Raw genomic sequence first — 24680 nt, forward strand, 5'->3', positions numbered from 1 at the left:
CCTTCCCCGTTCCGGACATGTCCGCGCCGGACCCTGCCGCTGCTGGAGCGCGGACGGAGCGAGGAGCGTCCGGGCACCCGCCCGCAGCGCGGACCTGCGACCGCAGCGCCGTGGTTCCGCCGCGTCTGCGTGCGCCACCGTGGCACAAGGAGGACACCCCGTGCCGGTGCACAGACACAGCCAGGCTCCGACGTGGCCCGCCGTCGCGGGTCACCCCGACACCACCGGTTCCGCCGCAGCGGTTCTGCGTGCCGTGCTCGACCACGGGCCGGTGGCCCGGACCCTCGTCGGCCGGGCGACCGGGCTCAGCCCGGCAGCCGTGTCGAGGCAGACCGCGGATCTGATCTCGCGCGGGCTGTTGCGGGAACTACCGTCTCCCACCAACCCACCCCGCGCCGGTCGGCCCTTCGTTCCCCTGGACATCGACACCCGGCACCACGTCGCCTGCGGTGTGCACATCGCGGTGCCGTTCATCACGTTCAGCCTGGTGGACCTGCGCGGCCGGGTACTGGCACAGGAAAATCTGCCCCATCAGGGCGTCGCCGTCGAGGTGCTCCGACAGATTGGCGGGCATCTGCCCGGTTTCATGGCCCGGCACGCCCGGGGAAACCGCCCGATCGGCCTCGGTGTGGTCACCGGTGGCCGGGTGGATCCGCAGCGCGGTGTCATTGTCGAGCACGGCCTGCTGGGCTGGCGTGACGTCCAGGTCTGCCGGGTGCTCGCCGCGGCGACGAGTCTGCCGGTTCACCTGGATGGCCACGCCCGTGCCCTTGCCCAGGCCGAGATCCTGTTCGGGGATCCACGGGCACGACGAAGCCTGGTGCACCTGTTCGTCGGCAACGTCGTCGACGCGGCGATCGCCACGGGCGGTACGGTGCACCGCGGTCCGCATTCCGGCGCAGGGGACGTCGCCCATCTGGCGTTGTCGGACGTGCCGGTGACCTGCCCCTGCGGTCGGTCCGGCTGCGTGCAGGCGGCGATCTCCGAACAGACCCTGGTGAAGCGGGCGGTCCGGGAGGGAATGATCCCAACGCCGGACCTGGGAAGCCTGACGGAGGTGGTCCGGGGAGGCGACCCCCGCGCACGGACGCTCCTGCGGGACCGTCTTCGTCTCATCGGCCGCGTGGTGGCCATGCTCCTGGACATGATCGACCCTGAGGTGCTCGTGCTCACCGAATACACCACGATCGTCCTGCCGGAGCTGCTGGCCGACCTGTATGAGGAGATCGCCGCGCATTCACGGGTGTGCGCCGACCCCGAGCGCACCGTGCTGTCCAGCCGTTTCGGCCCGCAGGCCCTCGCGGTCGCGGCGGGCGCAACGGTGCTCGATGCCGTCCATCGCAGCCCATGGAGCCTGCGTCCAACACGACCCGTCCCGAAAGGAGCATGAGGGTCTACATGGCCGGACTGATTGTTCACGATGGCCATATCGACGCCGGTGGCCCGGTGTTCCACTGGTTTCTGCTGCGCGGTTCCGGTTACCGTGGCCGGCATCGACAGCGACCGGCTCTACCCGGTGCGGTTACAGGAGGAGATAGCCCGGCTGCTCGGCGCGGACCTACACATCCTCAGGTCGCCCTACGGGCATGACGGGTTCCTCCTCGAGACCGAGGCGGTCGGACGTGTGGTGCGCACAGCCCTCGGCCAACCGAGTCAGGCTCACGCCTGAACCGGGGTATGCGGCTGAATGATGACATTCCGTATCGGTGCGAGTTGATGCCTTGTCAACTTTTCCACTTCATTTATCGACTATGGACATGGAACGCACCGCATGTTCTACTGTTCTCATGAACAAGGGAGCCGATCTCACGGTGCGGCTGTTTGTGGACCTGGCCAGGGTGTCCAGCGCCGCCTGTCGCTGAACCGGTAGCGACATCGCGGGGGCTGCCGCTCCGTTCAGGCCCGCTTTTCTCCCCTTTGTGTCCGGTAGGCCGCCATCCGAGCCTGGCTTGCTTTGGACTTTCGTGAACGCCCTTTCGTCCAGGTACAACATCGCCGGCGCATGTGCCGTGCGGGTTGATCGCGTGGTCGGAAAGCGTGGAAAGGAACCCACATGACTGCTGTCGCCCATCTCAACCCACGGAAATTCGACGATCTGACCGTCCGGCCGTTGCAGCCGACCATCGGTGCGGAGATCACCGGCATCGATCTCCGCTATCCGTTGACCGATGAGGTGCGTGACGAGATCAAGGCCGCGATCCTGCGGTACAAGGTTGTCTTCTTCCGCGATCAGGAGCTGACCCGCTCCGAGCACGAGGCGTTCGCTCGGCAGTTCGGTCCGCTGTACACCCATCCCAGCGTGAAAAGGACCGGCACGGATGGCATCACGGCGATCCATCCGATCGCGGCGGAAAACTTCAAGGAGTATGAAAGGGTGCACGCCGCCCTGGCGGCGGACGATGTCTGGGACGGCTACCACTCCGATACGAGCTGGCGGCTGGTGCCGACCTGGGGGGCGGTGCTGCGCGCGGTGACCGTGCCGGAGGTGGGCGGCGACAAGATCTGGGTCGACGCCGGGCTCGCCTACAACGGGCTGCCCGACGAGGTGAAGGAATGCCTGGCCGAGCTCCACGTCGTCCACGACTACCGCGCTGCGCTGAACGTCACCGGTCACGATTATCCGATCGTCGCGCACCCGATCGTACGGGTGCACCGCGAGACCGGTGAGAAGATTCTCTGGGTGAACTTCACTCAACGGCCGTCAATCATCGGGCTTGACCGGGCCGAGAGCAAGGAATTGCTGACGGTCGTCATCGACCAGTACCGGAAGCCGGAGAACCAGGTCCGGTTCTCCTGGCGACCCGGCTCGATCGCGTTCTGGGACAACCGTGCTGTAGTGCACTACGCGGTACGCGATTACGGCGACTTCCCCCGGGCCCTGGAGCGCATCCTGATCGCCGACGAGCCACTGTACGCCGGCCTCTGACCCCGTTTCGCCGTGCCACGCCTTCGTCTGACCTGCTGGGCTGTCAGCGGGTTAGACGAAAGGTGGCTCGTACGCGGCCTCTGCAGTTCGCCTTCACGGATCATCCCGCGTGCTCAAGGAAGTGAGTACGCATACGGCTGCCATCACAGCCGTTTGTTCCCTCACTTTCATGATCGGGCAATGTTTGTCGGGTGGACCTGGGTGAGGGCGGCGGCTATCCGGGCGACGACCTCACCCGGGTGGTCCCGAACGGCGAAGGATGGGAAACGCAGGACCCGCTCGCCGCTGAGCACCAGCTCATTGCTGCGGTTGATGTCGACAAGCCAGGTCCGCGGGTCGAGGTGGCCGATGCCGTCGATCTCTACAGTCAGCCGGGCCTGCTCCCAGCGGGCGTCCAGGTACCAGCGTCCGCCCACCCGTTCCCTGACCGCCTGGCGGTCCGGCAAAGGCAGGCAGGCCGCGCGCAGTGCGTGGATGAATCGCAGTTCGGGCAGCGAATGGGACCCGCCTGCGACATCTGCGAGGGTCTCGCTGATCAGACGTCGCCGGCTGATCCAGACACGCCCGTCGAGAACGGATCGCAGCCGCGCGGCAGTGGTCAGTCGCTGTTGGACCCCTGCGGCCAGAACCGTCCGGGCACTGTCCTGGCTGGTGGCGGTCGACGCCATGTCCAGCAGCGCATGTTCGATACGCATGCGGGATGGGCGCGCGGACGGGAGGATCTCATCGGCGGTCAGATTGCGGCGGCGATGGACCCGGACCCCGGGTACGGGGGGTACCCGGTGCTGGTTCGAAACGGTGACGTGGATCGTTCGTGATGGAAAGCCGTGCAGCCCGCCCAGCCCAGCCGCGGTTGCATGGCTGAGCGTCGCATCGGTTCCCGCATGCAGCACAGCCGCCCAGCGCGCCTGCCGCGGGGAAAGCGGGCCGTTGTGGGTGACGAGTACCCGCGGGTACACCCGTTGCCAGGCCCCGGTCGCGAGCCGGTGGCGGACGGCGGGACGTCCGAGGGTATGGACCGCGACTTCCACCCGTACAACACAGTCCTGATCGAGGAGAATGTCTTCCCATTCATTCAGCATGTCCCGACTGTGCATGTCGACCCGCCTGTGGAGGATTCTCTATCCACAGCTCCGATCCGCGCTATGATAAAAGTTTTCCCGAAAACTCTGGGGTAGGACCGTAGCGGCACGGATCTCGCTGGCATCACGGTCTCCCCGACCCTCCTGCGGTCGAGCGATATTTCGGGAGACACGTCGATGGCGATCTTTGAGAATGTCAAGAGTGATCAATGGAGGGAAAGTGAGTACGCATACGGCTGCCATCACAGCCGTTTACTCCCTCACTTTCATGATCCGCTCTCTCATCGCCTGCGGCCTTTCATGTGCGGCCGTTGGCACACGGGGCAATTCGGCGACGAATGTCGCGCTGTGCCTGGCGATATCGAGTTCGTTGGCGAGGGCGAGTTCCATGAAGCCGCGGAGGTCGGTCTCCCCGACGACATGCATGCTTCCGGTAGAGCAGTCGCGGAATTCTTCGAGGATGGTGAAGTGATCACCGGGGACGTCGATGATTTCGTGCGGAAGCGGCCAGTACGCCCGCCAGTCGGCCAGGCCCGGTACCTCGATCGGGGTCGGAGTCGCTGAGGGTATTCTCGGTTTCTCTACGTACAAAGTCGAGTATGGCCGCGTTGCGTTCGGTTCCGAATGACTCGCAAGCTGGTCCCGGAACACCGACCGGCTGCCCGCCGGGCCGGCCGGATCAGCCCGCGTAGCGGTGTGGGATGGAGTCGTCGAACACGCAGGTGCCGGGGTGGGCTTTCACAATCGATCTTGGTACCGGCCCGGCTGCGTTCACCGGAGTGCGCACGGCAGACTGAGGCCGACCACTGATCGGGGTGACCGCGCTCCGGCTGCCAGCCGGGCAGACGTCGACCGCATCGGCGACCGCGGCCGACCGTGGCTCATACCAGCGGCGTGAGGTGCGCCGAATTGTGACGAGAAACTCGTTTCTTTCGATAACCAGGACGCTAGTTGCCGCATCCTGCCAGGATCGGCTACATTAGAAATCCGGTCCATTACTTAACGTAATGGCGATCGGTTTTCGAATTGACGCCGATGTGACGAGGCGGGAGATGTTCACGGAGAAGTCGGCGGTTGACAGGTTGACAACCCGTACGGCCGGGGCGCTTGCGGCGCTCGAAGAAGTATGACGCACCAGCAGTCGATGTGGTCGTCATCGTTCATTTCGCGAGGGGACGCAGACATGGTGACGCTTGGTGGAATCACTGCGCGCAGATCAGCGCCGCGAGTTTCGGGTGTTCTGTTAGCAGTTCTCCTCTCCGTTTATCTGTGCACGGGAACGGCGAATGCATCGGTGGGCTCCTTGGGTGGCTACGGAGCAAATGGTGTGAACATCCGCACCTGTGCGAACACTTCCTGCACCGCCGTGGGTGCGGGGTACCCCGGTCAGCAAGCGTGCCTGTTTTACTACGTCGTCGGTCAAACGATCAACGGTAACCGGTACTGGTGGTTCCACGAGAATTTCAGCACCCAGGTCAAAGGGTACAGCAGCGCAGCGTATCTTTCATATTACTATCCTTTTGTCGGCTGTGCGGATGTCTGAGTAGCGGCGGGACCCACCGGGACAGGCCGGGCTTCCGGACCTGCGCGCTCTGATCACCGGCCGTTCGCGCGCGGGTGACGGTCTCGGGCCGTGGAAAGTGCGGGCTACAGTCTGATTTATCGACGTAATACCCTAAAATAGGGATCTCAGAAGGAGATGATCTTCAGTGCATGAACATGAATATGCGCCGGAAATCACTGAATCATCGGACCACATGGCCGGTCGCGATGGCGGACGCCACCGGCGCCGGGTGGGCGTCATTGTAGTGTTCGCCACCGGGATGGCCGCAGTGGTGGCGGTGGGGCTGGGAGTGGCCGCGGCAGTCGCCGGTGGCCGACCTGCGGGCGAGGTGGCTGGTATCCAGAACGATACGGTGACCGTGGTCTCCACCGCTGCTGTCGCCGCGGCTCCGCGAGGCCCGGGGCAGTGTCCGGCCGGCCAGCTACCGGGGCTGGACCTCGGACGGTTCCCCGATGGGAAGGCGGCCGGCGCGGTGAGTCCGGAAGCTGGTTTGCGCGCAATCCGGCCCGGAGCGGAACCGATCATTGTTGAGCGCGCCTGGGGTAACGGACGGGGAGCACCGGTCTGGATGCAGGTCGGCGGCGCGACGTTTGTGGCAAACCAGCTGGGGGATGGCACGTGGTTTGTCTCTCCGGCGATTTTCACGGGGTGCCGTGCGCCAGGGGATCTCGGTTCCATGCCTCGCAGTACGGGCGCGCCACTGAATCAGGCCGGCACAGGCGCAGCTGGTTGAGACAGCGGGACACCGTCGCCGAGCAGGACGGGTGCGATGAGGACGAGGATCTCGTCGAGTACACCGGCGTCGAGGCGCTGCCGGGCCGTGCTGGCGCCGAGGATGTTGACGTAGGTGTCACCGGCGGCGTCCTCGGGAGGATCATATGGCATCACAACAGGCCGACGAGGATCGTTGTCCCGATGGGATCGGGGACGCTGACCGGCGGCTCATCCGCGGGATGCTGGCAACGCCGGCCGGGACGGCCGGGTGTTCGATGTCCGCCGCGATCTCCATAGGGCTGCTGCCGACGAGATCGGCGCCCTGTCGACATGCCGGTCTGCGCGCCAGACCAGCCGGTTCAAGGTCTCGTTCGTGCGGACGACGCTCCTTCCCGGCGGTGTGGCCGATGTCGTCTGCCCGGGCGGGCAGAGAGAATGGGAGGTATGAGCTTGTTCGGGTTGCCCTCGTTCCTCTGGGACAGCACGCAGGTTGCCAGTTACGAGGCGGCGTTGGAAGCGGGGCATGCGGTGGTCGGCGCCTATTCGGCCCGTATCGCAGACGAGCGGAAGAAGGCCGACCCGGACCTGCTGAAAATCCAGCAATGGCGGGCGGGGTGCCTGGCGGTGATCGCCGAGCGGGATGCGCTGAACCCATCCGACCCGGAAGCGATCAGGGCCGCGCGGGTCCGGTTCAGTGAGCTGGCCGTCCAGGTGCGGGAGGGCTGAGTAGTCAGCACTCCCAGCCCGTATGAGGTCCCCCCGGAAGAAGCAGCGTGGATCTTCCGGGAGCTCATTGTCCCGGCGGAGACCCGCCGCGCCCGGCCGGTGGACGCGCCTGTGGTGGTGTTCCTCGTCGCTCAGCCCGACAGCGGGAAGTCACGGGTCACCCCGGACATCGGCGCGACGTTCGATGATGGGTTTGTCGATGTCGACAGCGACCGGTACAAACCGTTCCACCCGGAATACGACCGGCTCATGGCCGAGGACGACCAGTCGATGGCCTTGCACACGGGCGCCGCCGGACGCCGGTGGGCGCAGATGATGCATGACCACATCCGCGAGCACAGGTTCAACGCCGTCGTCCAGTCGACGGCGGGCAATCCCGCGTCGGTGGTCAAGGACATGCGCCGCTACCACGCTGCCGGCTACCGGATCGCGGCCGCGTTCCTCGGCGTGCCCGAGGCGATGAGCCAGCAGGGAATCCTCAAGCGCTACTACGACCAGGTCCAGGATCGCGGCGGTGGCCGGCTCACCGTTCCGGAGAACGCACGCCGCTCCTACGTGGGCGTGCCGGCGCTGGCTGACCGGATCGATGCTGACCGGATCGTCGGGGAGGTCGCGGTGTTCCGCCGCGGCGAAGGTGAGCCGGGGTACCACAACCAGCTCGACCCGAATGGAGAGTGGGAACGACCGCCAGGGCTACGAGCGGCGATCGAGGTCGAACGCAACCGGCCCTGGACAGCTCACGAGACCACGGACTTCCTCACTGTTCAGGCCCAGCTGCAAACCCCTCTCCACCCAGCCACGCTTCAAGCCCATCTCGGCCCAGGATGGAGCATGAAGGTCGCAGAGACAGGCAGGCTGGCTCAACCACTGATGCACCCCGATCCCGCCATGAAGTCGCGGCCGTCAGCTTTCTCCGTAGCGTTCCCGACAAAGATCACGCCAGGGCACCCACTTGCGCCGCCGCCCCACCAGACGATCAAGCCCGTGCATCGACCGGAACCGCCGCCGCACCTCGGTCGCGGTTGAACCGAGGCCTCCCCCCTGGCGGCCGACCGGGGCAGCAGGGGGCAGGTAGGGGGCGATTCGGGTCGGCCTACGTGCCCGTGGCTACGGCCAGCCTTCGGCGGAGGGTCGTGACCATGAGCTGATACATGCGTGTATAGATGTCGAGTCTACTCTCAGAGTATTGTCACCGACATGAGTGTTCCGCTGACCCTTCTTGGGCTGCTCGACCGTGAGCCGAGCCACGGATACGACCTCAAACACGACTACGACGCGTTTTTCGGACGGGGCAAGCCGCTGCCCTTCGGTCAGGTCTACGCCACTCTTGGACGGCTCGCCCGAGACGGCAAGGTCACGGCCGGACAGAGCGAGCCCGGCGGGGGACCGGACCGCAAGCGCTACGCCATCACCACCGTCGGGAAGACCGAGGTCGAGGCGTGGCTCACCGAGCCGGTGCACGGCGAGCCGCACCTGCAGACGGTGCTGTTCACCAAGGTCGTGCTGGCGCTGATGTTGGGACGCGACGCCGGAGGCTACCTCGACGCCCAGCGTGCGGCGCATCTGCAGCGCATGCGGGAGCTGACCGAGGTCAAGCGCACCGGCGCTCTGATTGACGCCCTTCTGGCCGATCATGGCCTGTTTCATCTCGAGGCCGACCTGCGGTGGATCGACGTCACCTCGGAGCGGCTCACCGTCCTGGCAGACATGGTGCGTGCCGCATGAGAACCGACGACCTGCCCGCCGCACCCGCTTCCCGCGGCTGCATGATCGAGGCCCGCGGCGTCTACCGGTCGTTCGGCCCGACGCCCGCACTGCAGGACGCCTGCGTGTCGGTGGCCGCCGGGGAGATCCTGGCCGTCATGGGGCCGAGCGGCTCGGGAAAGTCGACGCTGTTGCACTGCCTGGCCGGGATCTTCACGCCGGACCGCGGCGAGGTCTGGTTCGACGGGCGACGGCTCGACACGCTCAGCGACACCAAGCGGACGCAGCTGCGGCGCACGAGTTTCGGGTTCGTCTTTCAGTTTGGCCAGCTGGTGCCCGAGCTGAGCGCGGCGGACAACATCGCCCTGCCGCTGCTGCTGGGGCGGGTCAACCGCAAAGAGGCCTACCGCCGGGCCGGATCATGGTTGAATCGGCTGGGGCTCGACGGCCTCGGTGGTAGGCGTACCGGGGAGCTGTCCGGCGGCCAGGCGCAGCGGGTCGCGCTCGCCCGGGCGCTCGTCGCCCAGCCCACCGTCCTGTTCGCCGACGAGCCGACCGGTTCGCTCGACTCCCTGACGGGCGAGCACGTCATGGGTCTGCTGGTCGACCTCGCCCGCGAAGAGGGCACGACCGTGATCCTGGTGACCCACGACGCTCGGGTGGCCGCCTGTGCCGACCGCGAGGTCATGGTGCGCGATGGCACGGTCATCAACCCCTACGTGACACAGGTCATCCCGTGATGGTCCGGCTGGGTCTGGCGCTGTCGCTGCGTAGCGGCAGGGAGGCCCTCATCAGACTCGTGTTGATGGCGTCGGCGGTCACGGTCGGCGTCGCGGTGCTGCTGTCGGTGCTGGCCGATCTGCACGCTTTCCAGGCGACCAACAACCGGCCGTGCTGGGAGTGCACGCACGGGGCGGCGCCTGCCCGCCCCACACCGGGCGCCCCGAACAGCGAGCTGTGGAACTACAGCCTCGACTACTACCAGGGCCACCCCATCGAGCGGCTCGACGTGGCGGCCCTTGGCCCGCAGGCACCTGTCGTGCCGGGCGTCCCCAGACTGCCCGGCGCGGGACAGTACTACGCCTCACCGGCGCTGGCCACGCTGCTGGCCTCGGTACCACGCGACGAACTCGGTGACCGGTTCCCCGGTGTGCAGGCCGGCGTGGTCGGCGACGCGGCGCTGTCCAGCCCGGATGAACTAGCGATCATCATCGGGTACGCGCCCGAACGACTGGCCGCGATCCCGTCCACAATGCAGGTCAGCGCCATCGCGACCAAGCCCGTCGTCGCCAGCACCACCAGCCTGTACCAGTACGGATTCGGCCTCGCCGCGATCGCGCTGATCTTCCCGCTGCTGATCCTCATCGGCACGGCCACCCGGCTGGCAGCCGCTCGCCGCGAGGAGCGCTTCGCGGCGTTGCGGCTGGTCGGTGCGACAGCACGCCAGATCAATGTCATCGCGTCGATGGACGCGCTCGTCGGCGCCATGTTCGGCACGCTGGCAGGCATCTGGATCTTCCAGCTGCTGCGGCCTGCGGTCGCGGACGTCGCGATCACCGGCGCACGCTATTTCCCCGACGTGGTCACCGCGACCGGGTCCGAGTACGCCGCCGTCCTCATCGGCGTCCCACTCGCGGCGGTCGGTGCAGCGCTGTGGTCGCTGCGGCGGGTGCGGATCTCTCCGCTCGGCGTCAGCCGAAAGACGACACCCACCGATCCCCGGGCGTGGCGGGTTCTTCCGCTCCTGATCGGCATGCTCCTGTTCATAGGCCCGGCAACGCTCGGCAACAACAACGGAGCCCAGACGGCCGGCCGCCAACCTCCCCATGACCTTTCGGTCACCTTCCTCGGTCTCATGCTGATCATGGCCGGGTTGGTCGTGGGCGGCTCCTGGCTCACGATGCAGGCCGCGCGTCTGGTCGCCCGGTCCGCGCGCGGTGCCGCGACGCTGCTGGCCGCACGGCGACTGGCCGACAACCCCACAGCCGCCTTCCGCTCCGTCAGCGGGCTCGTGCTGGCCGTCTTCATCGGGACGGCGATCGCCGGGCTCATACCAGCGATCATCTCGGGCCAGCAGGCGGTCGGCGGCGGCACGCTGCGCACCGTGCTGCGGGCCTCGTTCGCGCCGATACCGACCACCTGCGCGGGCGACTGCGGTACAGCCCCCATCCCCAGCGAATTCAGCCTCGCATCCGCTCAGCAGGGGCTGTCCCCGCAGACCGGCGCCGCTCTCCTGCACCGGCTGCGGTCCTATCCCGGCGTCACCGCGCTGGCGCTGTACACCCCGACGGCGCACGACAGCCAGCCCCAGACGTCATCCGATACCGGGTGGCCCCCCGGTATCGGCCACCTCGTCAGCTGCGAAAATCTCATCCAGTTCGCCGCGCTCGGGCAGTGCACCCCGGGCGTGCAGGCCGTGAACGCCGATTTCGGGCTCCTTCTGGGTACCGACAACATGCTGGCGGCCGAGAAGGACCTGCCCATCGTCGACCACGCCAGCGCCGCCGTCGCTGACGATCTCGCCGGCCTGGCTCTGGGAGCGGTGCTGATCAAAACCGACGATCCCGCGACGCTGGAGAAAGTCCGTACGCTGCTGACGATCTACATCGCACAGTCGACAGCGACCGACGCGCCGAAGACCTTCGGTGAAGTCGCCCACACCAGGGCGGTCCTCTTCGATGAAATCGAACAGATCACGCTGGTCGTGGTCGCAATAACCTTGTTCGTCGCGGGCTGCGGCCTCGCTGTGGCGGTCGGAGGAAGCCTGCTGGAACGCAAACGACCGTTCACCCTGCTGCGCCTGACCGGCACCCCGACCTCCACCCTCTACCGGGTGGTTCTGCTCGAATCGACATTACCACTGGTCGTGGCGGCAGCCGTGGCCGCCGCCGCAGGTCTCGCCGTCGCGGTACCGATCGTCAGCCAGCTGGCCATCAAGGGCGGGTCCGCCGCACTGCCCGGTCACATCTACTACCTGACCATCAGCGGTGGCCTGGCCGTATCCCTGGCAGTGATCCTCACCGCCCTCCCACTACTCACACGCATCACCGAACCGAACAACGCACGTGTCGAATAGCCCGGCGGAATCACGCGGTCATTGTGGAGCTGCCGACGCTGCGGTTCTGTAGGGCTCGACGGACGCTTTCGTGCGAGGCGGTAGGCCGCCGCCTGGGCGTGATCACCCAGGCGGCAATGCATGTCGGCCCGCGCCGAGTGGAAGTACAGATACGGAGCCCAGCCTTCATCACGCAGACATGTGCGGACGATGACAGCGCGGCACCCAAGCTCGGGTCGGGACGGAGGCTCACGGCGTCAGACGGCAGAGAGCGCGACCTCCGTCGACTTGATCAGAGCGGTTACGTTCGGGGCACGCCCGGCTTACGCCGAGGACACGGCCGTGGAAGTCGGCGATGATGTTGGCGAAGACCTCGCGGGCCTTGCTGTCACTGGCGCAGAGGGCCGACCGGTCCGAGACGAAGCTGTCGATCACTGTCACGTACTGGTACCAGTCGGCGATGTCCCGAGCCCGCTGGTCGTCGGCGTTCGGCACGGTGAGGGGACCGTAGATTCCGTTTCGCTGGCGCAGGAAGAACAGCAGGTCCTCTTCGGTCGCGAAGCACTCGCCGAGCTGTGCCCGCACCCAGCCGTTCGAGGCGAACTCGATCTGTGCGGCCTTCGGGTGGTAGGCGAACGGGAGGGAGCGCGGCAATTCGGGGAGAAAGAATTCCCGTGCCGACGGCTCGACGGTATCGGACGGGGTCACCACCGGGCCTGTTTCCATGGGCACTCCTCGTCTGGACGCCGGCGCGTCGAACAGGCCGTCCCGTATTGCCGGCGGACGGCGGACACTTTTCCGGAATAGCGTACGATCAACATCGCTGACCGCCCCTGGCTGGAGCCGTCCCGCTTTTGTCGATCGGCAGAAGCGCGCAGGGGAGAGAAGAGGATGATATCCTCATATGTTGTGGAACAATCTGCGCCTTATTCCTGACTTGGCAGGCAGTCGATCTCCGCCGGTCGGATGGTCCTGAAGGTAGGAAAATTCGGAGACGCTGCGTGCACCGTACGTCATGGTCTCCGCGGACGTCGTCGTCGCCGACGATGACGTGACCGCCCGCCGGCTGGCGGGCGGGTACGGCCCGTGGGCGGGCAGTATCCGCAGGGGTGAGGGCGTCGTCCCCTATCTCACGCCGGCCGAGGTGACGGCCTTCCCGTGGACGGAGGAGGACCGTGCGCTGGTCGCGGATCGGGTCGATACCCAGTTCGTCGGTTCACCCGCGACCGTCGTCCGGGGGCTGCGCACGCTGCGGGACGTCACCGGCGCCGACGAGCTGCTCATCACCACCGTTACCCACGACCACGCCGCCCGGGTGCGTTCCTACGAACTCCTCGCCCAGGCGTGGGCAGGTCTGGACTGACCACGGGGTTCACCGTCGTGTCAGGAGTGCCCCGCCCAGCAGGTACTGCCCGACCATCTCGAAATTCGTCGGAGACAGGGTGATGTGCTTGACCGCCGCGTGGATGTCACGGAAGCAGCGGTCCAGCCGGCTGGCGGTGTGGAGGGAGCTCGTTCCAGCCAGATCGTAGAGGGTGTCCACGGCTGCTGCGGTGTTCTCGGCGACGGCTGCGGCCGCCAGGCGGATCAGTGCGCTGAGGTTGTCCCGGCCTTGCTCGCCGTGTGCCGTTGCGTGGTCGGCCGCGTCGGTGAGCAGTAGAGCGCTTGTCCGGACCAGGATCTCCGCGCGGGCTAGCCCCGCCTGCACGGTGTGGCTGGCGGCCAGCGGGCTCGTCGCCCTGGCAGGGATTTTCTCTCGGGCCAGCGACCGGAAGGTCTCGAGGGCGTCCTGGGCGATTCCCAGTGCTGTCGACGCGGTCGTGAACGTGGCGAAGTCGTAGTAGGCGATCGGGTAGGCCCGGGAGGTCCGACCGGCGGGGGGCCGTCGCAGGAGCGAGCCGTCGATCGTGTGGTCCGCGGGGACGACCAGGTCCTCGACGCAGAAGGTTGTGCTTCCCGTGCCTCGTAGTCCCGCGGTGAACCAGTCGTCCACGAAGCGGACGGCACTGGTCGGCACGAAGAACATGTGTGTCCGTGGCCCGGTGGGGGGCGTGCATGACGCGTGGTCATCCGGGAGCATCGCGGTGGCGACCAGCCAGCTGGCGTGCGCCGAGCCGCTGGCGAACGACCATGTGCCGTGTAGCCGGTATCCGCCGGGCACGGGTTCGGCCTGCCCGGTCGGGTTGATGCCGCCGACCACCAGTCTCGTGTTCTCGCGGAAGAGCCGGTGTGCCACCGGCTCCGGTAGATAGTCCGACATCCGGCCGATGGCACCCTGGACCCCCATCTGCCAGGCGACGGATGCGTCGACGCGGGCGAGTGCCTGCAGGACGGCCGAGCCGGTCTGGACGCTGACCTGTCCGCCGCCGAAGGCGCGGGAGACCCACATCCGGTGGATGTTCTGTTCGCGTAGCGCGTCGATGACGGCGGGGGGAGTGGCCCGTTCGTGTTCAGCCTGGTCTCGGTGCCGGGCGAGCACCGGAGTGATCGTCTCGACGCGTGCGGTCCATTCCGTGGTCTCGTCGCAAGGATGGTTCCCATTTAGGAGCATGGGGCGTGTACACCCGTGGCTCAGCACAGTACCGAGTGTCCATTATCCGAGCTTGTTCGGCGGACGAACGCCGCCGGACAGGAAGAAAGCCTTCCGCAGGTGGGGTCATGACCGACGTAGTCGGTGCGGACACAAGCTCCGGCAGCCACAGGGAGTCCACACCGAGTTCGTCAAGCCGGCCGACGATGTCCGCGAAACTGTCGCCGGAGTCCGCTCCGGGCGCGATCCCGATCCGTACCTTCACGCCCCGTCCAAGCGGATCCCCGGCCCGAATGCTCCTCGCTGGTTGTGGATGCCCGAAACTCGTCCGTAGGCGTAGTGGCCGAGTCCCCCTCGGACACTCGACTATCGTCATCGGAATCCCGGAGAACCGCTTCCGAAAGATCAAAAAAGATCACGAAAATCGTTCGGTGCATCCACCAGGATCAGTACTCGACAACGTCCTTGAATTTCGCCAGCGATGTTTCAAGAGCAGTCTGCGCGGAGGTGGTGAGTCGTCTGCCCCCGATTCTGACCATGGTGCCGGTGAATTCGTTCGTAACGGTGACCCGGGTGCCTCCCTCGACCGTGTCGACCTCGTAGGACGTCTGGACGGAGGTATTCATCGGACCGAGGCCTTTGAACTCCAGCAGCCGTGGTGGCTCCACCGTCATGATCGTCCATCTGACCTCGGCGGACGTTCCCATGTTCGATATTTTCTGGGTGAACGTCGACGACGGCTCGAGGGCCGCGGGTGCTCCTTTGGGGAAGGAGATGTGCACGGTGTTCCAGTCCGGATACCTGGACAGGTCGGTCAGCGTAGCCCATACACTATCCAATGGTGCGATACAGAGCGTACTCGCCGAAACAGTCGCCATGGTCGAATCTTCGCTGCTGCGGCGAATACCTGTCAACAGCCACGTTGCGGTTCTTGCTATCCCGCCGGCGGGCAATTCAGAGCGGCCGGAATCGGCGTCGAATCCGCCATCCCGGACACCCTGTGTCACCGCCCAGGCAGCAGTGCTTGGATGAGTTCTGCGGAACCGAGGACTATGAGGCCGTCCGAGTCCGGCGCCACCCGTCCCCACAGCGCCAGCAGTACCTTGTCGGCCGGTCCGCGCAGCACCCCGTCCCCTTTCGCGTGGCCGACGCTCACCTCGACCGTCGTGCCGTCCAACCGGACCAGCCATTCCCCATCGGTGTCGGTGAGGTGTACGTGCGCGCTCCCGTCGGCGGCGACCGGCGTCACCCCGGCCGCCCTGGCGGCCGGAAGCAGGACGGTGAGCACCTCGTCCACCCCGTCAGCGGCGAAGGTCGGCTCGACCGTCCATGTCAGGCCGGCGCAGTTCGCCGCGTCGTACCGGTGTACGAGCAGTTCGTGTGCCAGCCTGCGGGGCCAGAATCGGGCGATCTTCGGCGCCAGCGTGAAGTTCCACGCGGGCAGGTCGGCGTCGACCGAGGTGAGGATGTCGACCGCCAGGTCGAGACATTGATGGTAGTAGTCGATCAGTTCGGTGTCGCCGGTCGGCGGCGGTCCGACCCGCTCCGGCGGCTGCGTCGTCGCCCGGCGTATGTGGGTCGTCTGGGCCTCCAGCACACGTCCGACATGACCGACAAGCCGGCGGGCATCCCAGCCGGGACATGTGGGCACCGGGCGGTCGAGGTTGCCGGTCACGGCGCTCAGCAGCGCCTCGCCCTCATGGCGGATCAGGTTCGGATAGTCCATGGTGTCCACATGGTGAGTCTGCACCCGACAGGGTTGCCAGCGTTGCCCTGCGGCGGCAGCTGACGGCGACGCGGGTCGTCACCGGTTTGTCGGCACGAGGTTGCTCGACCGGTCCGAAGGCCAGGGACGCTGCTGCGACGTTAGGTTCGCAGTGTCACAATCCGAACTCGATGCGGATCGCGTCCGCGTAATACATGGATGACCTACCGGAGTCCCCGAGCCGGCGTTGGCGAATTCGGCCGGCGGCCGGCGGCCGGCGACCGGGGTCCCGTCCACGTCCAGAACGGTTGGTGACGCACGGTAGGCAGCCGAGGAGGTGTCACGGGACCCCGGCCCTGCATCAGTGCGGCGGCCACCTGGACGTTTGGTGCCGACGAGCACGGGAAGTGCACGAGCACCTGGATGCGACGCCACGGCTTCGGGGGTACAACACGTCCATGAACAGCCAGTCGGGTCCCCCGGGACCGCGCACCACGGCGGGGTCGGGGAAGCTGGCTGTGTCGGCCTTAGCCGGTGAGCTGTTCGAGGTTGTCCCGATCGCCCTGACGATCTTTGACCGCGAGCTGAGGGTACTTCGGGTCAACCAGGCGATGCTCGCGCTGACTGGGCTGACCGCCGAGGAGATCGTGGGCAGGCCCGCACCCGCGGTGATGCCCGAGGTGGCGTCCGCCGCATGGGACATGGCCCGCCACGTACTGGCGACCGGGCAGGCGAGCCTCGATGTGGAGATCATCGACGTGACCCGGCTCCGCTGGCCCGAGGAACGCATCCACCGTGTCTCCTGCTACCCGCTGCGGGATTGTTGCGGCGTAACGGTAGCGGTCGGTCAGGCGGTGGCCGATGTCACCGATCAGCGTAGGGCAGAGGCCGAGCGTGACGCGGTGGAGCGGCGGCTGCGGCTGCTCGGCCGGGCCAGCGGGCTGGTCGGAGCGTCGCTGGACCTGGCTGCGACCCTGCAGGAGCTGGTCGAGCTCGTCGTCCCGGAGTTCACCGACGAGTGCGTGGTGCTGCTGACCGACGAGCCGATGGACCCCGATGCGAGGCCGGACCGGCTGCTGATGCGCAGAGTGGTCTGGGCGCACCTGCCTGGGACTCCGCCCCTGCCCGGAGCCGACGACACCGCCGGGCGCCTTCTCGAGATGCGGCCTGGTACTCCCGGCCACCTTGCCCTGACGCTGGGGCGCCCCATCCATTTGACGTTCGACCAGGAAATGGTCGACCGCATTGCGATTCCCGGCACGGAGGACTATCGCCGGCATTTCGGTATCCGCTCCGGCCTGGCGGTGCCGCTGGTGGCGGGGGGTGAGTTTCACGGTGTCGTCCACTTCGGCCTGGGTCCTTCCGGGCGGACCTACACCGACGTGGACGCGCGGACCGCCGGGGAACTGGGGAGCCGGATCGCGTCCGCGATCGCCAACGCCCGCGCCTACGCTCGGCAACGCACTGCCGCGGTCACCCTGCAACGCAGCGTGCTGCCCGGCGACGTGCCCCCCGTCGAAGGTCTGGACGTTGCCTGGCGTTATGAACCCGGAACCGCCGGCACTGAGGTCGGTGGCGACTGGTTCGACGTCATCCCGCTGTCCGCCGGCCGGGTCGCCCTCGTCATCGGCGACGTCATGGGCCGCGGCCTGACCGCGGCCGCAGCCATGGGCCAGGTCCGTGCCGCCGTCCGCGCCTTCGCAGCCCTCGACCTGACCGCCGCCGATGTGTTGACCAATCTTGATGATCTTGTCCGCGCCATCGGAACCGGGCCCGACGGCACGCTCGTCAGCGCGATCTACGCCATCTGGGAACCCGCCACCGCCAGCATCACCGTGGCCAACGCCGGCCACCTGCCCCCTGTCATGCGCGACCCCGACGGCCAGGTCCGCTTCCTCGACGGCGGTGGGGACACCCACGACGTCATTCTCGGCGTCGGCCGCCAGACCGTCACCGAAACCCGTTACCGCTTTCCCGCGGGCTCCATCCTCGCCCTGTTCACCGACGGACTCGTCGAATCCGCCACCATCGACATAGACGAAGGAACCGGACACCTCCTACGCGTCCTCGCCCGCCCCGGCGCCCTCCACGCCACCGCTGACCGGCTTCTGACATTCCTCGACCGCACCGACGGCTATGACGACGACGTCGCGCTCCTGCTCGTCCACGCCACCGTTGCGACGACCGCGTACACCAACACCTTCATCCTCACCCCGGAACCCCGCGCCGCCAAGATCGCCCGTAGTGCCGCCATCGCCAGTCTTACCGAATGGAAAGTCCCGGAACTTCTCGACATCACCGAACTGCTCGTCAGTGAACTGGTCACCAACGCCATCCGCTACGCCGCCACCCCCTTCGAACTCGCCATCCGCCAGGGTCGCGACGCCCTCTATGTCGAGGTTTCCGACGACGACAGCCGCGTCCCCCGCCTCCTGCACCCCACCGACGACGACGAAGGCGGTCGGGGCCTGCAACTCGTCGCCGAACTCGCCACCAACTGGGGCGCCAGACCCACCAGCACCGGCAAAACCGTCTGGTTCCAACTCGATCTCGGCGAACCCGACTGACTGCGAACCCGACTGACTGCGAACCCGACTGACTGCGAACCCGACTGGCACCGGGGACGGGCGATCGCCGGCTGGTCGTGGAGCCCGGCCTGCCCGGGATCGACCCGCGACGCCGCGACCCTCCTGCCGGGCGCAATCAGCTGTCGGCGGTCCATTTCTCCTCGATACGGCCGATTTTCCACACAGCCAGCGCGATAGCCCAGGTGGCGAAGAACATACCGACGATGACGAAACCGACGATGTTCAGATCCAGGCCGCTGATCCAGTCCCAGAACGCACCGTGCAGCGAGAGTTTCTTGGCGATGAGCCCGAGGAGTTCGATGGTGCCGATGATGACGGCGACAGCCACCGACAGTGCGGTGATGGTGAGGTTGTAGTAAACTTTACGGACCGGTTTCGAGAATGCCCAGCCGTAGGCGAAGTTCATGAACGATCCGTCGACGGTGTCGAGCAGGCTCATTCCCGCGGCAAACAGGACGGGAAGGCACAGGATCGCGTACCACGGCAGGCCGGAAGCGGCGCCGGAGCCGGCGAGCACCAGCAGGGCGATCTCGGTGGCGGTGTCGAAACCGAGGCCGAACAGCACGCCCAACGGGTACATCTGCCAGGGTTTGGTAATTGATTTCATCAACCGGCCCAGTAGACGGTTCATGAAGCCGCGGTTGTTCAGCTGGTCCTCCAGCGCTGCCTCGTCGAAGACGCCGGTGCGCAGTTGCCGGAAGACACGCCAGATCCCGGCAAGGATAACAATATTGATGATCGCGATAATATAGAGAAAGATGCCGGAGACGGTGGTGCCGATCAGGCTGGTGACGTTGTGCAGCTCGGAGTTCTCATCACCTACCGGACCGGCCAGGCTTCTGACGCCCAGCGAGAGCAGGAACGCCAGCGCGAAGACGACGGTGGAGTGGCCGAGAGAGAACCAGAAGCCGACCGACAGCGGTCGCTGGCCGTCGTTCATGAGCTTACGGGTGGTGTTGTCGATGGCCGAGATGTGGTCGGCGTCGAAGGCGTGGCGCATCCCCAGGGTGTAGGCGGTCACCCCGATACCGACGCCGAAGGTCTTGGTCCCCAGGCTGTAGTGCTCTGGCGCGACGATTGCGACGAGGACGAACCAGCCGATCACGTGCAGGGCCAGGATGAACGCGGCCATGCCGGCCGTGCGGCTCCACTCACGGCGGGTCATGGAGCCGCGCACACGTTGCCACCGGGACGTGGACGAGCCGGCCGGGGGGAGCGTGGCGAGCGAGCGCGTGGTCATGAGCGACCTGCTTTCATCGGCGGGGCGACAGCACAACCTAGACGCACAATATTCTCAGATGCAAGAAATTCGCAATAGTGGGCGTCGCAAGCACCGAGCGTGCGAGCAGCGGTGCCCACGTAGATCGACTACGATGTCAGGTGGTCGCCGTGCCACGCGGAGCCGCTGCTTGCGCGGCCCGGGTTGCCGGTTCCGATCGGGAAGGCCGATTGGGAATGCCGATCGGGAAGGGAGCCCCGTGGGCAGCAGGATCGCACCGGCGCGGGCGACCGGCCGGTTGGTGCTGGCATACGTGGTGCTGGCCGGGTTGTTCGTCATGCACGGGGTGCTGGCCGGGCAGGGATGCCCAGGCGGTGGCGCCGCGGCGGGGTCGACGATGGCGGTACACGGTTCGACCACCGGCCACGAGGCCGCCGCGATGGCGCAGATGGCGATGTACCTCCCGGCCACCGGCCAGGCACTTCCCGCACTTCCCGCACTGTCCGCAGTGTCCGCGGTGTCCGCGGTGTCCCAGACACCGGCCGTGGTCAGAGGTGATGGCCGCGGCCATGGCACGTTGTGCGTGTCGTCACCTCCCCGGCCAGGGCTGGCCTGGCTGCTGGCCCTTCTGCTCGGCGTGGTCGCGTGGGCGTGGCCCGTCCGGCTGTGGAACGCCGGTGCCGACCGTGCGGGTCATGGGTGCCGCGCCCCACCGCTGGCTGGTTCGTGTCTGCTGGTGAGGTTGTGCGTGTCCCGGACGTGACAGGGCGTCGCTGACCGGAGCGAGGGCTCGGGTCGGCTGACGTGTCCGTCCACCCGCACGCGAGCGTCGCGTGCCGTCCGGGAAGATTCTTGATGTCGATGTCGATTTTGTTGCGTTCGCATGCCCGTGTCCGGTCCGTGTTCGTGGCGGCCGGTGTGACCGTTGCCGTCGGACTGACGGTCACCGCCTGTGGCGGTGGTTCCACGACCACGCCGACGATGCAACACACCATGACGGCGCCCACGATGATGGCGCCCACGATGATGGCGCCGTCTGCATCGGGGCACGCCGGGATGGCAGGTACGGCGGAACAGCCGGTGGGCGACGGCCTCACCGCCGAGGCATCCGGTTTCCGGTTCGTCCCGGCTGTGTCCTCGCTGCCAGCCGATGCGCCGACCCCGTTCCGGTTCCAGATCGTGGGCGGAACTGGTGCACCGGTCACCGCGTTCAGGCCGGATCAGACCAGGTTGATGCACCTCTATCTGGTCCGGTCCGATCTCACCGGCTTCCAGCACGTGCACCCGACCATGGCCGGCGACGGTACCTGGACGGTGCCCCTTGACGCGGTGCAGCCGGGCTCGTACCGGGTCTACGCCTCGTTCATCACCACGAACAGCTCGGGGCAGGACCTGCCGCTGGTCCTCAGCCAGCCGGTCACCGTTGCCGGGAGGTCCGCCGTCACGCCGCTGCCGCCCGCATCGACCACGACACAGGTCGACGGCTACACCCTGACCCTGGCCGGTGAGGTGATGGCCGGGGCGGCGCACACGCTGACGGTCACGGTGTCCAAGGAGGGCACGCCCGTCACCGACCTGCAGCCCTACCTGGACACCTACGCGCACCTGAGTGCCTTCCACGAAGGTGACCTTGCCTTCGCTCATCTGCACCCGGTGGGCGCGACCAGCGCTGCGGGTGGCGGACCGGCGCTGTCCTTCGAGGCGATGATGGCGAAAGCCGGCAACTGGCGGGTGTTCGTGCAGTTCCAGACCGCGGCGGTACTGCACACCGCCGTCGTGACCCTGTCCGTCGGCTGACCGTCACCTGACCGGAGCCGGGATCTTCCGCGGGTTCGCCCTGGCGATCCCGGCTCCCTGCCGGCCGCTCCTTGACCGATACCTGGTACCGGTATAGCGTTTCGACTCAGGATACCCCTAGTGGGTATTGGTGTTGGAGGGTTCATGGACGTCGGTCATGGCTACATCGGCAACAAGGACGACCACCTCAAGCGGTTACGCCGCATCGAAGGCCAGATCCGGGGGCTGCAGCGGATGGTCGAGCAGGAGGAGTACTGCATCGACATCCTGACCCAGGTGTCGGCGGCGACGAAGGCGCTACAGTCGGTCGCGCTGGGCCTCCTTGATGAGCACCTGACGCACTGCGTCGTGCGGGCCGCGGCGGCCGGCGGTGACGAGGCCGACCGCAAGGTACGGGAGGCCTCGGCGGCGATCGCCCGCCTGGTCCGGTCCTGACCTGAAACCTGGTCGACCCGCCCCGATATTGATCATTTGATTCGGAAGGAACCCGCTGTGATCACATCCACCTACACCGTTGTCGGCATGACCTGCGCGCACTGCGTCAGCGCGGTGCGCAGCGAGATCGGCCGCCTTGCGGGTGTCAGCGACGTTTCCGTCGATCTTTCCGCCGGCGCGGTGACCGTGACCAGCGAACAGCCGCTCGACGAGGCGGCGGTTCGCACCGCCGTGGATGAGGCCGGCTACGCACTGGCCGGGCTGGCGTCGAAAGATCGCTGAGGGTGGAGGGAGATTCGTGATGAGCGCGACCGTGGATGACGCGCGGCCTGTCGGCGGCGGTGCCACCAACCTGTCGATCGAGGGGATGACCTGCGCGTCCTGCGCGGCGCGCATCGAGAAGCGGTTGAACAGGCTTGACGGTGTGAGCGCTGCGGTCAACTACGCCACCGAGCAGGCGCATGTCGTCCACCCCGGCCGGCTCACCGCAGCCGACCTGATCGTCGAGGTGGAGAAGGCCGGCTACCGGGCCTTCGTGCCCCAGCCGCGAACGGAGCGGCCGGCCGGCGCGGTGGCGAGCCTCGACGGGGATGCCGGCGAGACCACCGGGGCAGCGCAGGCGGATCAGACCGGTCCGCTGCGTACCCGGCTGGTCGTCGCCGTGGTGCTGAGTCTGCCGGTGCTGCTGTTGGCGATGGTGCCCGCGTTGCAGTTCGAGAACTGGCAGTGGCTGTCGCTGACGCTGGCCGCGCCGGTCGTGGTGTGGGCTGGCTTTCCGTTCCACCGTGCGGCGTGGACGAACCTGCGGCACGGCGCGGCGACCATGGACACGCTGATCTCCATCGGTACGCTCGCGGCGTTCGGCTGGTCGTTGTACGCCCTGTTCCTCGGTCATGCCGGCGAGCGGGGCATGACCATGCACTTCACGCTCCTGGCCACCCGGGACAGCGCCGCGGACAGCATCTACCTTGAGGTTGCCGCGGTGGTGACGACGTTCATCCTCGCCGGCCGCTACTTCGAGGCGCGGGCCAAACGCCGGGCCGGCGCCGCGCTGCGGGCGTTGCTGGAGCTCGGTGTCACAGACGTCGCGGTCCTGCGCGACGGCCGGGAGCAGCGGCTACCCGTGGAGCAGTTGGCCGTGGGGGAGTGCTTCGTCGTCCGGCCGGGGGAGAAGATCGCCACTGACGGGGTGGTCGAGGAAGGCCGCTCCGCGGTCGACGCGAGCATGCTCACCGGCGAGTCACTACCGGTCGAGGTCAGCCCGGGCGACGCGGTCACCGGCGCCACGCTGAACGCCGGCGGTCGGCTGGTGGTCCGGGCGACCCGGGTGGGTGGGGACACCCAGCTTGCGCAGATGGCGACGCTGGTCGTGGCGGCGCAGAGCGGGAAGGCCGCGATCGCGCGGCTCGCCGATCGGGTCTCGGCGGTGTTCGTCCCGGTGGTGATCGTCCTCGCTGTCGCCACCCTCACGGTGTGGCTCGCACTCGGTGACGGGGCGACGGCCGCATTCACCGCCGCCGTCGCCGTACTGATCGTCGCCTGCCCGTGCGCGCTCGGCCTCGCGACGCCCACCGCCCTGCTTGTCGGTAGCGGTCGGGCCGCCCAGCTCGGGATTCTGATCAAGGGGCCGGAGGTGCTGGAATCGACCCGGCGGGTGGACACCGTCGTCCTGGACAAGACCGGAACGGTGACCACCGGGCGGATGAGCCTGGTCGACCTGCTGCCGGCCGCCGGTGTCGACCCCGATGAGGTGCTGCGGCTGGTCGGCGCGGTCGAGGACGCCTCCGAGCATCCGATCGCCCGGGCGATCGCCCGCGGGGCACGGGAACGGGTCGGCGTCCTGCCGGACGCGACGGATTTCCGCAGCGTCGAGGGACTCGGCGTGCAGGCGGTCGTCGCAGGTCACGCGGTCGTCGCCGGCCGCCGCCGGCTGCTGACCGACCGCTCGGTCCACATCCCCGACGAACTCGATGTGGCAGCGCAGGCCGCCGAGCAGGACGGCCGGACACCGGTCTTCGCCGGTTGGGACGGTGCCGCCCACGCGGTCCTCGTCGTCGCCGACACTGTCAGACCCACCTCGGCCGACGCGGTCCGTGGGCTGCGCGACCTCGGTCTGACCCCGGTGCTGCTCACCGGCGACAACATCCGCGCCGCCCGCGCCGTCGCCGCGCAGGTCGGCATCGACGAGGTGATCGCCGAGGTGCTCCCCACGGACAAGGTCGACGTCGTGTCCCGGCTCCAGACGCAGGGCCGGGTCGTCGCGATGGTCGGCGACGGCGTCAACGACGCCGCCGCGCTCGCCCAGGCCGACCTCGGCCTGGCCATGGGCACCGGGACGGACGCCGCGATCGAAGCCGGCGACCTCACCCTGGTCCGCGGGGACCTGCGCGCGGCCGTGGACGCCATCCTCCTCGCCCGGCGCACCCTCGCCACCATCAAGGGAAACCTGTTCTGGGCGTTCGCCTACAACATCGCCGCCCTGCCGCTCGCCGCCACGGGCCTGCTCAACCCGCTGATCGCCGGCGCGGCGATGGCGTTGAGCTCGCTGTTCGTCGTCTCCAACAGCCTGCGGCTACGCCACTTCCAGCCCGCCGGCTACGCCCCTTCCAGCCTGCCGGTGACGTAGGGACCAGCA

At 67.5% G+C, this 24680-nt stretch carries 21 protein-coding genes and 3 pseudogenes; 16 read left to right on the forward strand and 8 right to left on the reverse strand.

The features are described 5' to 3' along the window. Window positions 1–160: 160 nt before the first annotated feature. The 3 genes and pseudogenes from U9983_RS03455 (at window position 161) to U9983_RS03465 (ending at window position 2926) form a co-directional block, all read left to right on the forward strand. Window positions 161–1390, forward strand: a complete 1230-nt coding sequence (locus U9983_RS03455; RefSeq protein ID WP_322752619.1) for an ROK family transcriptional regulator — start codon at window positions 161–163, stop codon at window positions 1388–1390. A 75-nt stretch (window positions 1391–1465) separates the two neighbouring features. After that, window positions 1466–1669: pseudogene (locus U9983_RS03460) on the forward strand (hypothetical protein); the annotation flags it as partial. 384 nt (window positions 1670–2053) lie between these two features. Further along, window positions 2054–2926 carry a TauD/TfdA dioxygenase family protein gene (locus tag U9983_RS03465; protein ID WP_322752621.1) on the forward strand — a complete coding sequence of 291 codons (873 nt, stop codon included), beginning with the start codon at window positions 2054–2056 and terminating at the stop codon, window positions 2924–2926. Window positions 2927–3093: 167 nt separating this feature from the next. Here U9983_RS03465 and U9983_RS03470 read toward each other — a convergent pair whose 3' ends face one another. Continuing rightward, entirely contained in the window at window positions 3094–4008 is a 915-nt protein-coding gene (locus tag U9983_RS03470) for a DUF559 domain-containing protein (protein ID WP_322752622.1), read from the reverse strand. A gap of 252 nt (window positions 4009–4260) precedes the next feature. Beyond that, on the reverse strand, window positions 4261–4659 hold the full coding sequence (locus U9983_RS03475; protein ID WP_322752623.1) for a hypothetical protein: 399 nt from the start codon (window positions 4657–4659) through the stop codon (window positions 4261–4263). A gap of 532 nt (window positions 4660–5191) precedes the next feature. Between U9983_RS03475 and U9983_RS03480 the strand changes: the two genes are divergently transcribed. Beyond that, window positions 5192–5551: a hypothetical protein gene (locus tag U9983_RS03480; protein WP_322752624.1), complete on the forward strand. Its 360-nt coding sequence runs from the start codon at window positions 5192–5194 to the stop codon at window positions 5549–5551. Window positions 5552–6277: 726 nt separating this feature from the next. On the opposite strand, the pseudogene U9983_RS03485 reads toward U9983_RS03480, so the two are convergent. Continuing rightward, window positions 6278–6433: pseudogene (locus U9983_RS03485) on the reverse strand (dihydrofolate reductase family protein); the annotation flags it as partial. Window positions 6434–6730: 297 nt separating this feature from the next. Here U9983_RS03485 and U9983_RS03490 point away from each other — a divergent pair. The 5 genes from U9983_RS03490 to U9983_RS03510 all read left to right on the forward strand — a co-directional run bounded on the left by U9983_RS03490 (window position 6731) and on the right by U9983_RS03510 (window position 11792). Further along, window positions 6731–7012 carry a hypothetical protein gene (locus U9983_RS03490; protein WP_322752626.1) on the forward strand — a complete coding sequence of 94 codons (282 nt, stop codon included), beginning with the start codon at window positions 6731–6733 and terminating at the stop codon, window positions 7010–7012. A gap of 111 nt (window positions 7013–7123) precedes the next feature. Then, a complete protein-coding gene (locus U9983_RS03495; RefSeq protein ID WP_322752627.1) occupies window positions 7124–8038 on the forward strand; it encodes a zeta toxin family protein in 915 nt (304 codons plus the stop codon). A 171-nt stretch (window positions 8039–8209) separates the two neighbouring features. Then, window positions 8210–8737 carry a PadR family transcriptional regulator gene (locus U9983_RS03500; protein ID WP_322752628.1) on the forward strand — a complete coding sequence of 176 codons (528 nt, stop codon included), beginning with the start codon at window positions 8210–8212 and terminating at the stop codon, window positions 8735–8737. Then, complete coding sequence (locus U9983_RS03505; protein WP_322752629.1) at window positions 8734–9456, forward strand: ABC transporter ATP-binding protein; 723 nt, start codon at window positions 8734–8736, stop codon at window positions 9454–9456. The genes U9983_RS03500 and U9983_RS03505 overlap by 4 nt, the downstream gene beginning before the upstream one ends. Beyond that, the gene (locus U9983_RS03510) at window positions 9456–11792 is read left to right on the forward strand and encodes an FtsX-like permease family protein (protein WP_322752652.1); all 2337 of its coding nucleotides are present in this window, start codon (window positions 9456–9458) and stop codon (window positions 11790–11792) included. Before U9983_RS03505 ends, U9983_RS03510 begins: the two co-directional genes overlap by 1 nt. Before the next feature lie 228 nt (window positions 11793–12020). Here the strand turns inward: U9983_RS03510 and U9983_RS03515 are convergent, their stop codons facing one another. Further along, window positions 12021–12497, reverse strand: a complete 477-nt coding sequence (locus U9983_RS03515; protein WP_322752630.1) for a hypothetical protein — start codon at window positions 12495–12497, stop codon at window positions 12021–12023. A 262-nt stretch (window positions 12498–12759) separates the two neighbouring features. Here U9983_RS03515 and U9983_RS03520 point away from each other — a divergent pair. Further along, window positions 12760–13134, forward strand: a pseudogene (locus U9983_RS03520) (LLM class flavin-dependent oxidoreductase); the annotation flags it as partial. A gap of 9 nt (window positions 13135–13143) precedes the next feature. On the opposite strand, the gene U9983_RS03525 reads toward U9983_RS03520, so the two are convergent. From U9983_RS03525 to U9983_RS03535, 3 genes are all read right to left on the reverse strand, one after another. Continuing rightward, a complete protein-coding gene (locus U9983_RS03525) occupies window positions 13144–14322 on the reverse strand; it encodes an acyl-CoA dehydrogenase family protein (RefSeq protein WP_322752631.1) in 1179 nt (392 codons plus the stop codon). Between the two features lie 425 nt (window positions 14323–14747). Next, a complete protein-coding gene (locus U9983_RS03530) occupies window positions 14748–15179 on the reverse strand; it encodes an SRPBCC family protein (protein ID WP_322752632.1) in 432 nt (143 codons plus the stop codon). Between the two features lie 125 nt (window positions 15180–15304). Further along, window positions 15305–16027, reverse strand: a complete 723-nt coding sequence (locus U9983_RS03535; RefSeq protein WP_322752633.1) for a maleylpyruvate isomerase family mycothiol-dependent enzyme — start codon at window positions 16025–16027, stop codon at window positions 15305–15307. A gap of 497 nt (window positions 16028–16524) precedes the next feature. On the opposite strand from U9983_RS03535, the gene U9983_RS03540 reads away from it, so the two are divergent. Then, window positions 16525–18573: a SpoIIE family protein phosphatase gene (locus U9983_RS03540; RefSeq protein WP_322752634.1), complete on the forward strand. Its 2049-nt coding sequence runs from the start codon at window positions 16525–16527 to the stop codon at window positions 18571–18573. 136 nt (window positions 18574–18709) lie between these two features. Here the strand turns inward: U9983_RS03540 and U9983_RS03545 are convergent, their stop codons facing one another. Further along, complete coding sequence (locus tag U9983_RS03545) at window positions 18710–19759, reverse strand: HoxN/HupN/NixA family nickel/cobalt transporter (RefSeq protein ID WP_416211267.1); 1050 nt, start codon at window positions 19757–19759, stop codon at window positions 18710–18712. A gap of 313 nt (window positions 19760–20072) precedes the next feature. Between U9983_RS03545 and U9983_RS03550 the strand changes: the two genes are divergently transcribed. The 5 genes from U9983_RS03550 (at window position 20073) to U9983_RS03570 (ending at window position 24671) form a co-directional block, all read left to right on the forward strand. Then, window positions 20073–20576: a hypothetical protein gene (locus U9983_RS03550; protein WP_322752636.1), complete on the forward strand. Its 504-nt coding sequence runs from the start codon at window positions 20073–20075 to the stop codon at window positions 20574–20576. A 92-nt stretch (window positions 20577–20668) separates the two neighbouring features. Beyond that, window positions 20669–21610, forward strand: a complete 942-nt coding sequence (locus U9983_RS03555) for a hypothetical protein (RefSeq protein WP_322752637.1) — start codon at window positions 20669–20671, stop codon at window positions 21608–21610. A 144-nt stretch (window positions 21611–21754) separates the two neighbouring features. Then, window positions 21755–22045 carry a metal-sensitive transcriptional regulator gene (locus tag U9983_RS03560; protein WP_322750898.1) on the forward strand — a complete coding sequence of 97 codons (291 nt, stop codon included), beginning with the start codon at window positions 21755–21757 and terminating at the stop codon, window positions 22043–22045. A 57-nt stretch (window positions 22046–22102) separates the two neighbouring features. After that, window positions 22103–22327 carry a heavy-metal-associated domain-containing protein gene (locus U9983_RS03565; RefSeq protein WP_322752638.1) on the forward strand — a complete coding sequence of 75 codons (225 nt, stop codon included), beginning with the start codon at window positions 22103–22105 and terminating at the stop codon, window positions 22325–22327. A gap of 19 nt (window positions 22328–22346) precedes the next feature. Beyond that, on the forward strand, window positions 22347–24671 hold the full coding sequence (locus U9983_RS03570) for a heavy metal translocating P-type ATPase (protein ID WP_322752639.1): 2325 nt from the start codon (window positions 22347–22349) through the stop codon (window positions 24669–24671). The last annotated feature ends 9 nt before the right edge of the window (window positions 24672–24680 follow it).

This window comes from Protofrankia sp. Cas3, from assembly GCF_963555955.1.
Lineage (GTDB): Bacteria > Actinomycetota > Actinomycetes > Frankiales > Frankiaceae > Protofrankia.

Bases quoted from the DNA above. Each gene is read 5' to 3' on its own strand.
- U9983_RS03555 (WP_322752637.1), top strand. From the start codon at position 20,669: ATGTCGATGTCGATTTTGTTGCGTTCGCATGCCCGTGTCCGGTCCGTG.
- U9983_RS03465 (WP_322752621.1), top strand. From the start codon at position 2,054: ATGACTGCTGTCGCCCATCTCAACCCACGGAAATTCGACGATCTGACC.
- U9983_RS03515 (WP_322752630.1), bottom strand. From the start codon at position 12,497: ATGGAAACAGGCCCGGTGGTGACCCCGTCCGATACCGTCGAGCCGTCG.
- U9983_RS03525 (WP_322752631.1), bottom strand. From the start codon at position 14,322: ATGCTCCTAAATGGGAACCATCCTTGCGACGAGACCACGGAATGGACC.
- U9983_RS03490 (WP_322752626.1), top strand. From the start codon at position 6,731: ATGAGCTTGTTCGGGTTGCCCTCGTTCCTCTGGGACAGCACGCAGGTT.
- U9983_RS03510 (WP_322752652.1), top strand. From the start codon at position 9,456: ATGGTCCGGCTGGGTCTGGCGCTGTCGCTGCGTAGCGGCAGGGAGGCC.
- U9983_RS03470 (WP_322752622.1), bottom strand. From the start codon at position 4,008: ATGCTGAATGAATGGGAAGACATTCTCCTCGATCAGGACTGTGTTGTA.
- U9983_RS03480 (WP_322752624.1), top strand. From the start codon at position 5,192: ATGGTGACGCTTGGTGGAATCACTGCGCGCAGATCAGCGCCGCGAGTT.
- U9983_RS03570 (WP_322752639.1), top strand. From the start codon at position 22,347: ATGAGCGCGACCGTGGATGACGCGCGGCCTGTCGGCGGCGGTGCCACC.
- U9983_RS03560 (WP_322750898.1), top strand. From the start codon at position 21,755: ATGGACGTCGGTCATGGCTACATCGGCAACAAGGACGACCACCTCAAG.
- U9983_RS03535 (WP_322752633.1), bottom strand. From the start codon at position 16,027: ATGGACTATCCGAACCTGATCCGCCATGAGGGCGAGGCGCTGCTGAGC.
- U9983_RS03545 (WP_416211267.1), bottom strand. From the start codon at position 19,759: ATGACCCGCCGTGAGTGGAGCCGCACGGCCGGCATGGCCGCGTTCATC.
- U9983_RS03505 (WP_322752629.1), top strand. From the start codon at position 8,734: ATGAGAACCGACGACCTGCCCGCCGCACCCGCTTCCCGCGGCTGCATG.
- U9983_RS03530 (WP_322752632.1), bottom strand. From the start codon at position 15,179: ATGGCGACTGTTTCGGCGAGTACGCTCTGTATCGCACCATTGGATAGT.
- U9983_RS03500 (WP_322752628.1), top strand. From the start codon at position 8,210: ATGAGTGTTCCGCTGACCCTTCTTGGGCTGCTCGACCGTGAGCCGAGC.